Below are 15,165 nucleotides of genomic sequence, written 5' to 3'. Positions count from 1 at the left end.
GTGATTTTATGCAGATCCAGCAGCTTTCCGTCTTTATCGAAAACAAACCGGGCCGTTTGGCGGAGATTACAGAGGTCTTGGCCGAAGCGGGCATCGACATCCGCGCCATCTCTGTAGCAGATACCAGTGATTTCGGAATCCTTCGGGTGATCGTAGATAAGCCCAAAGAAGCTGTGGCTGCTCTGAAGCAGCACGGTATGACGGTTTCCCTGACAAACGTTATTGCGGTAGGTATCGATGATGAGCCGGGCGCATTTTCCAAGGCGGTACGCCTGTTGGCTGACGAGGGCTTTGACATGGAGTACATGTATGCTTTCATCAGCAGGGACAAGGGGAAAGCCTTTGTGATTATCCGGATGAACAACGGTCAGAAAGCGGCCGAGGTTTTGAAGGAGCGCGGGTTTGACATCCTGTCACCTGAAACGCTTTACAACATGTAAGCGGCAGCTGAGCAAAACTGATGTTCTTCGGAAAAAGTGAGAGGTAGATAAAATCCCCGATGCAGGTTCGGAAACCTGCACCGGGGATTTTTACTTATCCAGAACGAAAAGGCGGGGATAAAAGAACGTCTTATAGAGATACAGACCCTTTAGCCGGTCCATACTATGAAGCGGCGTTCTGCACGGATCTGACAAGTTCCGCCGCTTCTCTGGCCGAGGTTTCGACGGCGGCCCAATCCTCTCGCAGAATATCCTGTTCCGAACAGAGCCAGCTGCCGCCGCAGGCAATCACGTTTGGCTGCCGGAGATAGTCTGCGGCATTGGAGGGGCTGATTCCTCCTGTGGGCATGAACTTGATCTCCCGGTAGGGGCCGTACAGCGCTTTCAGCAGCTTGACGCCGCCTACTACCTCTGCAGGGAAAAGCTTCAAAGTAGTGAGTCCCATCCTGAGCGCCGCTTCAATTTCGGTGGGAGTGGCGCATCCGGGATAAACTGGGACTCCCTGCTCCAGGCACCAGTTCACGACGGCAGGATTGGTGCCCGGGGAAATCACAGCAGCAGCGCCGGAGGAGACGGCCAACTTGGCCTGCTCCGTATTGAGCACGGTTCCAGCGCAGACAAACATATCCGGCACTTGTTCTGTGATGGCCTGGATGGAGCTTGCGGCTGCGGGCGTACGGAAGGTGATCTCCGCGGCGCCGATGCCTCCGGCCAGCAGGGCCTTGGCAAGGGGGACGGCAAGCTGGGCGTCGTCCAGCTTGATAACGGGAATAATCCCTGTCTTTTTCAAAATGTTTTCTACCTGGGTCATTATGATGCTTCCTTTCTTTGTCCTTTCAGCCGTATTGGCCGAAAGCTCAGTCCATATAGCCGCCCTTCATGGGGGAGGCGGCGTTTGCGGTAAAAAGCCCCAGTACGCCGGTTTTATATTTGGGTTCCCGGGGCTTCCAGGTACTGCGGCGCTGATCCAGGATGAGTTCTATTTCAGCAGGCTTCTTTCTTTCCCCCTGGACGCCGCAAATCCGCAGAACCCGTTTGGGAATGTCGATTTCAATGAGGTCGTTTTCCTCCACCAGGGCGATGGGACCGCCTGCCGCTGCCTCCGGGGAGATGTGGCCGATGGCCGGGCCCTTGCTGGCGCCAGAAAAGCGTCCGTCCGTCAGCAGCGCAATGGAGGCGGAAAGCTCCGGGTCGGAGGAGATGGCTTCCGTAGTGTAGAACATCTCCGGCATGCCGCTGCCCTTTGGCCCCTCGTAGCGGATAATCACCGCGTCCCCAGGCTGAATTTTATGGGATAGTATAGCGGAAATCGCATCTTCCTCACAGTCGAATGGCCGGGCTTTCAGCACGGCGCTGTGCATTTCTTTGGGAACGGCGCTGTGTTTCACCACGCTGCCCTGTGGAGCAAGATTGCCCTTGAGGACGGCGATCGCGCCGTTTTTGCCGATAGGCTCGTCAAAATTTCGGATAATGTCGGTACGCTTCAGACCTGTCTTCTGCAGGTGCTCGTCGCAGCGGTCATAGTAGCCGTTTTTCTTCAGGTCTTCCAGGTTTTCTCCCAGGGTTTTACCGGTGACTGTCATCACATCCAGATGAAGCATTGACTTGATTTCTTCCATGATGCGCGGTACTCCGCCTGCATAATAGAAATATTCGGCAGGCCATTCTCCAGCGGGACGGATATTCAGCAGATAATGGGCGTTCCGGTGCATGCGGTCGAAGGTGTCCGCGTCGATTTCAAGGCCAAATTCACGGGCAATTGCGGGAATGTGAAGCAGGGTGTTGGTGGAGCCGGAGATGGCGGCATGCACCATGATAGCGTTTTCAAAGCTGTCCAAAGTCACCATACGGCGTGCGGTCATACCTTCCAAAGCCAATTCCGCCGCCCGCTTTCCAGCCCATCTTGCCACTTCTTTCAATTCCCCGCAGGTGGCGGGCATCAGCGCGCTTCCCGGCAGCATCAGCCCCAGAGCTTCCGCCATAATTTGCATGGTAGAGGCTGTACCCATAAAAGAGCAGGCTCCGCAAGAAGGGCAAGCATGGTGCTTATAGTAGGCGAACTGTTCCTCGCTGATCTCTCCCCGTTCGAACATGGCGCTGTATTTGCCGATTTGCTCCAGAGTCAAAAGTTCCGGTCCGGCCTCCATCACGCCTCCAGTCACTACGATGGAGGGAATGTCAATGCGTCCGATGGCCATGAGCTGGGCGGGGACAGATTTATCACAGCTGGATAGAAACACACCGGCGTCAAAGGTTGTGGCCTTTGCGTGAATTTCAATAAGGTTCGAGATGGTGTCTCGGGAGGCCAAAGAATAATTGATGCCGTCATGTCCTTGTGACATGCCATCGCATATGTCTGTGGCGAAGTACAGAGCTGCTTTAGCGCCGTTTTTATTGGCTTCTTCGGCTGCAAGCTGAGAGAATTCCAGCAAATGGGCGCTGCCCGGATGGCTTTGCCCATAAGTGCTCTCTATGAGAATCTGGGGCTTTTCCAGGTCTTCCACCGTCCAGCCCATTCCCATGCGCAGCGGATCCATTTCAGGCGCTGTCTTTCGTACTTCCTGGCTTTTCAACATGTTAGTTTCCCCCAAAAAAGACGGCTGGTCTGCCGTGCTGCTGACCCAGCAGGCCGGAACCGCATGATATAATGCTATTATACAATATTCCCGAACCGGGAGCAACGGAGGATTCCTATGATTTTCAGGAGAAAGCTGTTGTTCCGGAAATACCCGGCTTCCAGAGAAATTGACTTTTTCATTCCTTGCCGGTATACTGGAGTAATTGGAAAGAAACCTGGGAACGGTAAGATTTGGGAGTTGATGGTTTCATGAGGAAAGTGAAAGTACAGAACGTTGATTTCGGGAAAGGGATGCCAAAAATAGCTATCCCGCTGACAGGGGAAAGACTGCCGGCCTTGTATGAAGAACTGGAATATGTAAGAGCTTTGCCTGCCGACCTGTTGGAGTGGAGGGCGGATTACTATCTCGGGAACCTGTTGGAAGTGCCATCCCTTCTCAGAGAGAATGTGGGAGAAAAGCCTCTGCTCTGTACGGTACGTACACGCAAAGAGGGAGGACAGGCCGCGCTGACGCCGGAGGAATATGAAGCGGCGGTAACTGCTTTGATCGGGACGGGAAAGTTTGACCTGGTGGATTTAGAACTTTCCTGTGGACAGGAAAGGCTGCTGCGGCTGCTGCGGCTGGCCCATGAGGGGAAGATGGCCGTGGTGATTTCAAAACATGATTTTGAGAAGACACCGCCGGAACATGAAATTTTTTGTACGCTGCTGGAGATGGAGCGGCTGGGGGCAGAACTGCCGAAGTATGCTGTGATGCCTCAAAATGTCCGGGATGTTTTGGCACTGCTTTCGGCTACGGAACGGGCATCACGGGAATTTGGACCCGTCGTCACCATGTCGATGGGAGCGTTGGGCAAAATCAGCAGGGCAAGCGGTGCATATTTCGGCTCCTGTATTACTTTTGCCGCTGGAAAAAACGCCTCCGCACCCGGACAAATCAGCGCTGAGGACCTGAAGGCGGTCCTGCAGGATTTGGACCCGGCCCGCTGAAGAAAATGCAGGCCGACGCTTTGCTGAATGTGCGGGGAGTCAAGTCGGAAAGGCAGAAATAGCGGAAGAGAGGTTGAACAGAACCATGAAAAATGATATCGATTCCATTCTTGACTCTATGTTCCGGGATGGAAAACTTAATTTTGGCGCTGCGAAGCGCAGAAATGAGCAGACACAGCAGGCGCTGGAATCTGTACAGGAGACAGGGGATAGCCTGTCCCGTTCTCTGCAGAGCAGTATAGCGCAGCTGACGCAGGAGGCCAAGGCGGATATGCAGGCTTTGGACCAGCGGTTGCAGGCAGACGGACTGAAGAAGGATGTTCCTGCCGGAAATTCAGGCAATCCGGAGCAGACCGACGCGGCGTTTCAGACAGCCGAAGAGGAAACGGCCCGGAAGGTGCTGGGGCAGAAAGAATTCGTCTCTGCCGTAGCGCTGGCTTTCCGGCGTCCCTTCGTGGCCGGTTTCCGCAAGGAAATGCCCATGGGCAGAATTGCGGTTCTGGGAAAGCCGGGAACCGGCCGGCACAGTGCGGTGGAGGCTATGACAGCTTCCCTCGCCCGGCAGGGTGTGCTGAAAAGCCCGAAGACAACTGCGTTGGATCTTTCCAGATATGGAGACTCCTCCAGCGAAAAGCTGATTGCGCAGGATGTCTATACTGCTCTGAAAAGCGGATCTTCAGCAATCCTTTTTGAACAATATGAAAAATGCGGTACAGCGGTTCTTTCCATGCTGTCGGAGCTGTTTCGCACGGGAAGTATCCCGCTGGCTGGGCGTTATGCGGAGCAGAAGGGAATGCTGGTGGAGATTGGTTCGGCTCTGGTACCGGGTGCGGTTTCGTCCCTGTCTGCGTCGGGAAAATATCTGTTCCTGCTCACAGACCGTTCCTTGGATAAGCTGGCAAACGATTTTGGAGCCCCCTTTCTTGCGGCGTTGGACGATATTTGCGAGACAGGGGAATTTTCCCAGGACAGCCTGCGGGAGATCGCTGGGCGGATGCTGAAATTGTTTTGCGAAAGGACGGAAAAACAGCTGCGTTTTACTTTTACTTATGACACGCCGGCGGCTGAAGCTCTTGCAGCATTTTATCGTCCCGACAGGGGGATAGCTGCCATGGAAGAATACACGGATGCTCTTTACCGTTCCCTCAGCGAGTATAAACTGAAACAGAAGGTGCAGCGTGCTTCGGGAAAGATTATAGTGGAAAATGGGCAGCTGATGCTTTCCGGTGAAGAAGAAGCTTTTGCGTTCCGAATAGGAGTTTTTGCCCCCAAGGCCGCGGAGGGAGCTGTAGAGGCCGTCAAGAAGGAGCTTTCGGAAATTGTGGGGCTTCAGACCGTCAAAGAATATGTCTTGTCTCTGGAAGATAATTTCAAAATGCAGCAGCTTCGGAAGGAAAAGGGACTTAAAGCGGATTCTCCCTCCATGCATATGATTTTTACTGGGAATCCCGGAACGGGAAAGACAACTGTGGCACGGATCGTGTCCCGCTATCTGAAAGCCATCGGCGTGCTCGCAGGCGGCCAGCTCGTCGAGGTGACCCGGGCGGACCTGGTGGGAAAATATGTGGGGCATACCGCCCCGCTGACGCAGAAGGCGATCCAATCTGCCCTGGGAGGCGTATTGTTTATTGATGAGGCCTACTCCCTAAGCCGTGGAAAAGACGACAGTTTCGGCCTGGAGGCAATCGACACTCTGGTTAAGGGAATGGAGGATCACAGGGAAGACCTGGTGGTGATCCTGGCGGGGTATTCCCGGGAGATGGAAGACTTTTTAAAGGCAAATTCCGGGCTCCGCTCCCGGTTTCCCAATATGATAGAGTTTCCTGATTATACGGCCCGGGAGCTGCTGGAGATCACCAAAAGCATCGTCAAGGGGAAGGGATACCGGCTGGACCCTTCCTGTGAAGAACCGCTGCTTTCCTATTATGAACAAAAGCAGCAGGGAGAAGAAGCCCGGACAGGAGGCAATGGCCGTATGGTCCGCAATAAGGTGGAAGAAGCGGTAATCGCCTGTTCCCGCCGCAATGTGAGAGAACCCGAGGAAAAAAGAGATTTGGAACTTCTGCTTCCGCAGGACTTCGGTTTTCCGGCACTGCCTGGAGAAGAAGAAGGCTGAAGTCCGGAGAATCATATACAAAAAAGAAAGTGCGGTGTTCGGCCGGACTTTCTTTTTTATTTGCCTTGTAGCTTTTCTTGCTGCTGCAGGGTATTTCTTATAGAGAGGAGGGTAATTTGTGGAACAATCGACGTGCGCAGATCAGTTCCAGGAGCAGGTGGTAGAGAAGTATTCAGAAATGGTGTACCGGTTGGCCTTTTCACAGTTGCGCAGCAAAACCGATGCGGACGATGTCTATCAGGAAGTGTTCTTCCGTTATTTTCGCAGGCAGCCCTCTTTTCAATCGGAGGAACACCGGAAGGCTTGGCTTTTACGGGTAACCATGAACTGCTGCAAAAAATTGTGGGCTTCCTCCTGGCGGAGGAAGATTGTTTTTTGGGAAGAAGGGGAGGAGACGTTCTCTTTTCCGGATCCGGAAGTAAATGAGCTTCGAGAGCAGCTTTTGCGTTTGCCGTCTTCTTACCGGGCGGTGGTACACTTATTCTATTTTGAAGACATGAGCGTGGAGGAGGTGGCTCAAATTCTGGGACGTAAACCATCGACTGTTCGGACGCAGCTGACCAGAGCAAGGCGCCTGCTGCACAAATATTTTGATGAGGACTGATGAAAGGGGTATATCAATTGAACTTTTCAGAGCGATATGAGCATATGAACCGGCAGGTTTCGCCGGCTCCGGAATTAAAAACAAAGATCTTGCAGGCAGTGGAATCTGGAAAGAAAAAAAGAGGCATTCGGCCTGCCGCAGTGCTGGCTGCCGCTCTGGCCTGCCTGCTGGTATTCACGGTACCTGTCTGTGTGCTGGCTGCCGAGAATCCTGGCTTCAATTCCATGCTTTACGAGGTGTCGCCCGGTTTGGCACAGTTTTTTAAACCGGTCGATTTGAGCTGCGAGGACAACGGAATCCGTCTGGAAGTGGAATCTGCCGCTGTAGAAGGGGATACCTGCCAGGTGTATCTTACCTTGCAGGATTTGACGGGGGACCGCATTGATGAGACCGTGGATCTCAACGACAGCGCAGGCATTCGCCAGGCACGCGACTGCATCACCAACTGCCGCCTGGTGGAATATGAGGAGGAAACAAAGACGGCGCGCTTCCTGCTGACCTCCACAGCAATGGATGGAGGCAGCATTGCAGGGGATAAGATTACGTTTTCCATTTCTAATTTTTTGAGTCATATCACAGAATATAAGGATGTGGAAATACCGGTCGATTGGGAAAACCTGCCCCAAGAATCCCCTTCCAGGGATGCTGTATATACAGGCGGCGGTGGCGCTGCCGGAGAAACGCTTTCGGAAATCCGGAAAGCTGGCCTGGTTCGTGTACTGAAGCCGATGGAACCTGCTGCCTGGCCGGTGGAGGGAATAGAGCTGACGGGGATCGGATTTATAAATGGACAGCTCCATGTTCAAACCGCCGTAAAGAATGTCTTTGAAAACGATAACCATGGCTATTTTTGGCTGGAAGACCGGATGGGGAACAGGACAGAGTGCCTCTATAACGCCTATTTCCGATTTGACGAGGACGACAGCGCTCTTTCCAGGCAGGATGCCGTCTTCGATAGTTCCAGGGAAGCGTTGAGGGGCTCTACCCTGCACGGAACCTTCTGGGTTTCAGGAACCTTTACGGAAGGAAATTGGGAAGTGACGTTCCCGGTTCAGGAATGAAGAGGAAAAAACAGGCGAGCTGCGGAAAAACCTTTCCGCAGCTCGCCTGTTCTGAATTTGTTATTTCTCAAAAAGTGGGGGCAAGCAGCCGCTGCAGCATCGCAGCTGTTTCGGAACGAAGGATGGTACCCTGGGGGGCCAGGGTGGTGGCTGTGCGGCCGTTCAGTATTTTTTCTGCCACGCACCAGGACATGGCATCCTTTGCGTAGTTTGAAATTTTATTTGCGTCGGTATAAGCAGAGAGCTGGCCCTGGGAGGTAACGTCTGAACCATGCACCAGGTCCTGATATCGGTACAGCATTACGGCAAAATCCTGCCGGATAATTCTGGCCCCGGGAACAAACAGGCCCTTCTCATTGCCGTTGACCACACCGTTTTCCGCCGCCCAGGCTACCGCCTCACTGTACCAGGTGTTTTGAGGTACATCGGGAAAGCTCTCCAAACTGTTCGGCTTCGGCTGTCCTTCCATTCGCCAGAGCAGAGTGACCAGTTCAGCGCGGGTGGCAGGGGACTCCGGACTGAATTCTGTGGGGGTTACGCCGTTGACAAGGCTGTTTTCATAGCAATAGACGACAGAATCAAAATACCAGGAGAATACGGAAACATCAGAAAACGGCAGGGGGTGAGACTTGGCAGTCAGGGTGAGAGACGTTTCTTCCCCTGTGGTAAAACTGTTTTGGAAGCTTGCCATATGTCCGCCGTCGGGCTGAAGAGCAGGACTGTAGGCATCGCACTGGTAAATATAACGGGAATTCTGTGCCAGCAGAAAGGAACCGTCCGCCCTCATGGGAACCTCTTCTTTGTTGGGGCGGTAGACGCTGAACAGGGCCTTTGGATTTTCATTTTCCAAATGGAGCACGGTCTGTCCCGAAAGGCTCTGGGTGAAGGCCTTGATGCAGAGGTTGCTGTAATCCCAGTCTGCCGTGCTTATTTCGGCCCAGGAACGGCCATTTTCGGATAGGAAAGAGCTGTGGGAAGGGGCGTCCACGTAGCGGTAGTAATCTCCAATATTGCATTCCACCGGAATACTGGCGCCGTTTCTAAGAGAATATTTGACAATGACGGCGAACTGATCCCCGGTGAGTTCAATAGGCGTATCAAGCGTGACGGAAAGGTAGCCCAACATATCTGCGGATCCGCTGGCAGCGGGCGTCAGCCCGGAGAGGCTAAGGCTGCCGTCCGTCACATAGATTTCATAGGAAGTGCTGCCCCATAGGGAAAGATTGACAGAGGTAAGCAGTTCTGTGCCGGCTTCCTTGGAGAATACATTGGCGGCCCAATAGGTGGCGGTATCCTGGTTGGAGACAAAGCTGCTGTTGATTCCCATGGGGTCAAGGACATAAGCCTTGTCATAAGAAATTTCAGAGCCGGCACCTGCGACAGTGCTGGAGAGTTCGTAGATGGAAAGTTCTTCATAGGAGACGTAGAAGAACCCGTTCTCCTGGACGTCGGATCCCCAGCTGTTCTGGATGATCCAGGCGCCGTCGCTTTGAGGCTTATAGCCGCTGTTGAAATTGTTCCGGGAAAAACCATCGTCCCACCCTACCAGGAGAACGGCATGGTTTGTGGTAGTCTTGCCGTTGGGGTTATAAAAACAGTTGTACTCTGTGTTGAAATACTTGTTGCTGTCTACCCAGTCAATGCCCACGTCCAGTGTGCCGTAATCCAGCACAGCCTGCTTCATCTGCTTCATCAGGGCGGAACGGCTGGCTGATAAGTTCCCTTCATCCAACTCCGGCAGGAAAATGTAATCTGTCACCTCTGCGGTGGGGGAGAGAAGCAGCTCTGCCCGTGTAGGGTAGACAACCTGTGGTTTTCCATTTGCATCCAGCGGATAATTCTGAAAAGCCATAGAACCGGAATTGTCCACAGGGCCAAGCCCGCCCATTAAGTAGAGGGAGGCGACCATCTGATTACCGCCCGCATCTGCTTCCCGATATAAACCATTGGAGAACATGAGATCCTGTGGAATGATTGCTGTGGTGAACTCCATATGTCTCGGAGAAAAGGAATAACCGGTTTCTCCTGGTTGGTTTTCTTTAAAATTTAAGTAGCCCGCCAGATTCTCCACTGCGGAAAATGTCCAGCAGGAACTGGTGTTCCCCTGGTCTAGTACCGGGGGAAGGTAGCCCTCTGTTCTGGCATCGTAAGAAGAAGGAAGGTCAGCGCCCCCCATTTTGCCCGAGGGAGTTTCGAGACTGCTGGGGCGGGGAAGGGGAAGGGGCATTCGGGTTTGAACCTGTGTTTCTTCCTCGAGCTCCAGATAATCCAGATAGTCTTCTGAGGGGGCCGTAAGTTCCCCATCAAGGGTTGCTCTGTCTTCTTCATAGGCCAAGACGCCGGAGGTTGGAAGAAGCATAAGAGCCAGGCATAGAAAAAGGACGGGAAGTTTATTCCGTTTCATACTGTCAATTCCTTTCCGAAAATTGCTCCAGGTATTCGTCATAGGTAGTCATGCGGTCGATCACGCCGCCCTCCGGCAGCAACTCAATGATACGGTTGGCCACTGTCTGCACAAATTCGTGGTCATGAGAGGTGAAAAGCACCACTCCCTTAAAGTCGATCAGCCCGTTGTTTACCGCGGTGATGGATTCCAAATCCAGATGATTGGTAGGCTGGTCCAGCAGCAGCACATTACTGCCGAACATCATCATGCGGGAAAGCATGCAGCGTACCTTTTCTCCGCCGGAAAGGACGTTGACAGGCTTGTATACGTCCTCGCCGGAAAACAGCATCTTTCCCAGAAAACCGCGGAGGTAGGTTTCGGTGGTATCCTTGGAATACTGCTCAAGCCATTTGATGATGGTGTCGTCGTTGCTGCCAAAATAGGAAGAATTGTCCTGTGGAAAATAGGACTGGCTGGTGGAAACACCCCACTTAAAGCTGCCCTCATCCGGCTCTAATTCCTCCGTCAAAATTCGGAACAACGTGGTGACGGAAAGTCCGCTGCGGGCCAGAAAGGCGATCTTATCCCCTTTGTTGACCCGGAAAGAGACGTTGTCCAGCAGCTTGACGCCGTCTATTGTTTTGGAGAGCCCCTCAACGGTTAGAATTTCCTTGCCTGGCTCCCTGTCCATTGTAAAGCTTACATAGGGATACCTGCGGGAAGAGGCGGGCATCTCTTCGAAGGTGAGCTTCTCCAAAAGTTTTTTCCGGGAAGTGGCCTGGCGGGATTTGGATTTGTTGGCGGAAAAACGGCGGATAAACTCTTCCAAATCCCGTTTCTTTTCCTCCGCCTTTCTGTTCTGGTCCCGCAGTATGCGCTGCATCAGCTGGCTGGATTCATACCAGAAATCGTAGTTCCCCACATAAAGCTTGATTTTGGTGTAATCGATATCCACGATGTGCGTGCAGACATTGTTGAGAAAATACCGGTCGTGAGAGACCACAATGACGGTGCCCTCATAATCCAGCAGAAAATTTTCCAGCCAGTTGACCGAATGGTTGTCCAAACCGTTGGTGGGCTCGTCCAAAAGGATGATGTCCGGCTGTCCAAACAGGGCGCGTGCCAACAGCACTTTTACCTTCTGGGCTTCCGTGAGGGAACTCATCTCGCTGTAGAGCATCATGTTATCAAGCCCCAGACCCTGCAGCAGCTTGCCTGCTTCGGTCTCGGCGTCCCAGCCGCCCAATTCGGCAAATTCAGCCTCCAGATCGGCGGCGCGGATGCCGTCCTCCTCGCTAAAATCTTCCTTTTCATAGAGGGCGTCCTTTTCCTTCAGCACCTCGTAAAGGCGGGGATTTCCCTGGAGAATTGTTTCGAACACGGTATACTGCTCGTAAGCAAAGTGATCCTGCTTCAGGACGGACATACGGCTTTTTTCATCCACGACCACCTCGCCCTTGGTAGGCTCAAGTTCTCCGGAGAGAATTTTGAGAAAGGTGGATTTTCCCGCGCCGTTCGCGCCGATCACGCCATAGCAGTTGCCGGGCTGGAACAGCAGGTTGACATGGGAGAAAAGGTTTTGTCCATTGAAGCTCAAGGCCAGGTCTGAAACAGTTATCATAGTGATCTAAAATCCTTTCTGTACAAAACGTACTGCAGATAAAAGATCCCGCGCCCCCACGGAGCGCGGGATCTTTTATCTGTTTCACTCAACACGCTTAATAAAACAAATTTACTTTATTCAGATCAGAAAAAGGCAAAGCTACTTTCTTTCAAGCACTTTGACAATTTCACCGATAAACATACGGTGCAAATCCATTTGCGGATACCATCTTTTCAGGTTTTCCGGCTGCAGAAAACTTTCAGCCGTCATATCCTGGCGGTATAACTTTCTGCAGAGAAAAACAAGCTTTGCCTGTTCATAGTAGGGCGCAATATCGCCAAAGACCGGCGTGAAGCCGGTTTCCTTATCCTTGTCGAAATCCCGCCCTGATTTGGTGCCGCAGAAATTGAGAGCGCTGCGGTATTCCTCATCAAAAAAACAGAGGGAATAGCAGTCGTTTTTCTCTACAAATTCCAGGGTGTAGCGCTGCGGACGGATATAGACAGTCGAGACATAGTTTCCCCAAAGCTCTCCCACGCCTCCCCAGCTGGCGGTCATGGTATTATGCTTCTGCTCGTCTCCGGCGGTGATGAGCATCCAATCCCGGTTGATCAGCGTAAAGGGATTTGCTGTAAGCTGTTCCGGGGTTATTTCACGGAATGCCATATTGATCAATCCTTTCTGCAGAGGAATCTCCATTCTCTAAATAATCTTATGCTTTCATGATAGCCTTTATCCGGAGAATTTGCAAGGGAAAAGTGAAAAAGCGGCGGAAAAAGGATTCCTTACATCCGGAACTCCTGTTTTTTCCGGCATTTACAAATTGTTTACGGTCCTTTCATATTCCGGTTATATTATGTTAAAATAATACTAAATTAGAAAAAAGAAATTACGTTGAACCTTATTAGGGAGAAGGAGCGCGCCATGCTGGAACTGCAGCATATTAAAAAGACTTACCATGTGGGCACTGTGGAAACCAAGGCTTTGGATGATGTAAGTGTAGCATTTCGGGAAAAAGAGTTCGTGGCTATTTTAGGGCCGAGCGGATCGGGCAAAACTACTTGCCTCAATATTATCGGCGGACTGGATCGGTATGACAGCGGCGATTTGATCATCAAGGGCAAAAAGACTAAGGATTTTAAAGACAGCGATTGGGATGCCTATCGGAATAATTCGGTGGGCTTTGTGTTTCAAAGCTACAACTTGATTACCCACTTGAGCGTTGTGGCCAATGTGGAACTTGGCATGACTCTGTCCGGTGTGTCTAAGGCGGAAAAGCACAAAAGGGCTTTGGATGTGTTGGAGCAGGTGGGCTTGAAAGACCATCTGCACAAGCGGCCTAACCAGCTTTCCGGAGGGCAGATGCAGCGGGTCGCCATTGCCCGTGCGCTGGCCAACGACCCGGAAATCTTGTTGTGTGACGAACCTACCGGCGCGCTGGATACAGTTACCAGCGTGCAGATTATGGATCTGATTAAAAAACTCTCCGGCGAGCGTCTGGTTATCATGGTCACCCACAACCCACAGCTGGCGGAGGAGTATGCAGACAGGATCATCCGGTTCCAGGACGGCAAAATAGTCTCCGATTCCCATCCCCACCAGGAGCGGCCAAAGCCGGACAGCTTCAAGCTGCGAAAAACCAGCATGAACTTTCTCACCGCCCTGAACCTCTCCTTCAACAATATCAAAACAAAAAAGGGGCGTACCTTCCTCACCTCCTTTGCCTCCAGTATTGGCATTATCGGAATTGCCGTTATCCTGAGCCTGTCTTCCGGCTTCCGTACGACGATCGATGATTTCCAGCGGGATGCGATGGCGCAGTTCCCAGTGCTTATCACGCAGAATACGGCGGAAATGGATTTGGAGCAGATGCGAAAGGAAATGGGTCAAAGACAGAATCTGGACGATGACGGCTACGCGGATTCTCAGGAAGTCTATTTAAAAGATCCTTCCAGTACCATTAAGCAGCATACCAACGTCTTTTCAGAGGAGTATCTGAATTATCTTTCACAAATTGATCCGTCGGTTTGTTCCAGTGTGGGGTTGACACGTATTGTCAACATGAATCTGCTGCGGGAGACGGAGGAGGGCGCTGTCCCCGTCACGTTTTCCAGTTCCTCCGGCGGGTCGGAAAGCGGAGGAAACGCCATGATGAGCGGGATGGAAAGTATGGGGATTTCCTCTTTCCCCCGGCAGCTTCAGGAGGAAGATTCCTATCTGGAACAAAATTATGAGCTTCTGGCCGGAGAATATCCAGATTCCCCTGAAGATATGGTGCTGGTGGTCGGCAAGGACAATACCCTGGATCAAACTATCCTCAAAAATCTGGGCTTTCCTATTGACGGAAGGGAATCTGTGAAATTTGCCGATATTGTGGGAACGGAGTTCCGTATCGTCTCAAATGATGATTACTATGTGAAGACTGAGTACGGTTTTTTGCCCGGTGAGGACTATCAGGCGATGTACGATTCTGATCGAGGGATCACAGTGCGGATTTCTGGAATCGTCCGGATCAGCAGGGACGCCGGCGTAGGCGTGCTGTCTGCGGGCGTGGCCTACAGCGATGAGCTGACGCAGAAAGTGATCGAACTGCAGGAAAGCTCCGAAATTGTCAAGGCTCAGCGGGACAGCGACAGAAATGTAATGACCCAGGAAGAACTGGATGCGGATGGTAAGAAACAGTTTCTTGCCTACCTGGGAGGAGACTCCACTCCTTATATGATCATGATGTATCCCAATTCCTTTGAAAGCAAGGATGAGGTGATCGCCTATCTGGATGCCTGGAACATGGGGAAGGACGACGGAGATATGGTGGTCTACACGGATATGGTAGAGACGATTTCCAATATGACCGGAAGCATTATGGACGGAATTACGGTAGTGCTTATCGCCTTTGCCGCCATATCTCTTGTGGTGAGCATGATCATGATCTGCATTATCATTTATACGTCCGTGCTGGAGCGCACCAAAGAAATTGGTATCCTCCGAGCGCTGGGCGCCAGGAAGCGGGATATCACCCATGTGTTTGACGCAGAAACCTTCCTGTTGGGTCTGTTTTCCGGTGTGCTGGGCGTGGTGATTGCCTGGCTGTTCACCTTCCCGATCAATGTGATTATTGAGAACATGACGGGGCTTGCCGGAGTTGCTCATCTGCAGCTGCTGCACGCAGTGCTGTTGGTGGCGGTGAGCACGGTGCTCACCATGCTGGGTGGTCATATTCCTGCAAGGATTGCCTCGAAGAAGGATGCTGTGGAAGCGCTGCGTTCTGAATGATAGGGAAGCGTTTTCCAGGATGCGGTAGAAACTTTTTCTGAATTTTCTAATTGAGCAGCCAGGGATGGTTTTGGCTTCGGAGAAAGAATTTTTGGATGTACTTGAACAGAGAAA

At 52.1% G+C, this 15,165-nt stretch carries 11 protein-coding genes; 6 read left to right on the top strand and 5 right to left on the bottom strand.

Annotated features, from left to right (window positions below):
- Window positions 1–8: 8 nt before the first annotated feature.
- Window positions 9–440, top strand: coding sequence for an ACT domain-containing protein (locus BN3911_RS05755; protein ID WP_066862618.1), 432 nt, complete (start codon window positions 9–11; stop codon window positions 438–440).
- 163 nt (window positions 441–603) lie between these two features.
- On the opposite strand, the gene eda is transcribed toward BN3911_RS05755, so the two are convergent.
- On the bottom strand, window positions 604–1,251 hold the full coding sequence (gene eda, locus BN3911_RS05750; RefSeq protein ID WP_066862615.1) for a bifunctional 4-hydroxy-2-oxoglutarate aldolase/2-dehydro-3-deoxy-phosphogluconate aldolase: 648 nt from the start codon (window positions 1,249–1,251) through the stop codon (window positions 604–606).
- A 46-nt stretch (window positions 1,252–1,297) separates the two neighbouring features.
- Entirely contained in the window at window positions 1,298–3,013 is a 1,716-nt protein-coding gene (ilvD, locus tag BN3911_RS05745) for a dihydroxy-acid dehydratase (RefSeq protein WP_338086350.1), read from the bottom strand.
- Between the two features lie 254 nt (window positions 3,014–3,267).
- Between ilvD and aroD the strand changes: the two genes are divergently transcribed.
- From aroD to BN3911_RS05725, 4 genes are all read left to right on the top strand, one after another.
- Window positions 3,268–4,008, top strand: a complete 741-nt coding sequence (gene aroD / locus BN3911_RS05740) for a type I 3-dehydroquinate dehydratase (protein WP_066862609.1) — start codon at window positions 3,268–3,270, stop codon at window positions 4,006–4,008.
- A gap of 85 nt (window positions 4,009–4,093) precedes the next feature.
- Entirely contained in the window at window positions 4,094–6,124 is a 2,031-nt protein-coding gene (locus BN3911_RS05735) for an AAA family ATPase (protein ID WP_066862606.1), read from the top strand.
- A gap of 118 nt (window positions 6,125–6,242) precedes the next feature.
- Window positions 6,243–6,728: an RNA polymerase sigma factor gene (locus tag BN3911_RS05730; protein ID WP_066862603.1), complete on the top strand. Its 486-nt coding sequence runs from the start codon at window positions 6,243–6,245 to the stop codon at window positions 6,726–6,728.
- A gap of 17 nt (window positions 6,729–6,745) precedes the next feature.
- A complete protein-coding gene (locus tag BN3911_RS05725) occupies window positions 6,746–7,789 on the top strand; it encodes a DUF4179 domain-containing protein (protein ID WP_187127690.1) in 1,044 nt (347 codons plus the stop codon).
- Window positions 7,790–7,856: 67 nt separating this feature from the next.
- Here the strand turns inward: BN3911_RS05725 and BN3911_RS05720 are convergent, their stop codons facing one another.
- The 3 genes from BN3911_RS05720 to BN3911_RS05710 all read right to left on the bottom strand — a co-directional run bounded on the left by BN3911_RS05720 (window position 7,857) and on the right by BN3911_RS05710 (window position 12,444).
- The gene (locus tag BN3911_RS05720) at window positions 7,857–10,193 is read right to left on the bottom strand and encodes an S-layer homology domain-containing protein (RefSeq protein ID WP_066862598.1); all 2,337 of its coding nucleotides are present in this window, start codon (window positions 10,191–10,193) and stop codon (window positions 7,857–7,859) included.
- Window positions 10,194–10,197: 4 nt separating this feature from the next.
- Window positions 10,198–11,796, bottom strand: a complete 1,599-nt coding sequence (locus tag BN3911_RS05715) for an ABC-F family ATP-binding cassette domain-containing protein (protein ID WP_066862595.1) — start codon at window positions 11,794–11,796, stop codon at window positions 10,198–10,200.
- A gap of 141 nt (window positions 11,797–11,937) precedes the next feature.
- On the bottom strand, window positions 11,938–12,444 hold the full coding sequence (locus tag BN3911_RS05710; protein WP_066864205.1) for a flavin reductase family protein: 507 nt from the start codon (window positions 12,442–12,444) through the stop codon (window positions 11,938–11,940).
- Window positions 12,445–12,702: 258 nt separating this feature from the next.
- Here BN3911_RS05710 and BN3911_RS05705 point away from each other — a divergent pair, with 258 nt between their 5' ends.
- Window positions 12,703–15,051, top strand: coding sequence for an ABC transporter ATP-binding protein/permease (locus BN3911_RS05705; RefSeq protein WP_066862592.1), 2,349 nt, complete (start codon window positions 12,703–12,705; stop codon window positions 15,049–15,051).
- Window positions 15,052–15,165: the final 114 nt, after the last annotated feature.

The organism is Neglectibacter timonensis (genome assembly GCF_900048895.1).
GTDB lineage: Bacteria > Bacillota > Clostridia > Oscillospirales > Acutalibacteraceae > Acutalibacter > Acutalibacter timonensis.
The sequence above is the reverse complement of the archived record's forward strand: the minus strand, read 5'-3'. Positions and strand labels throughout refer to the sequence as shown.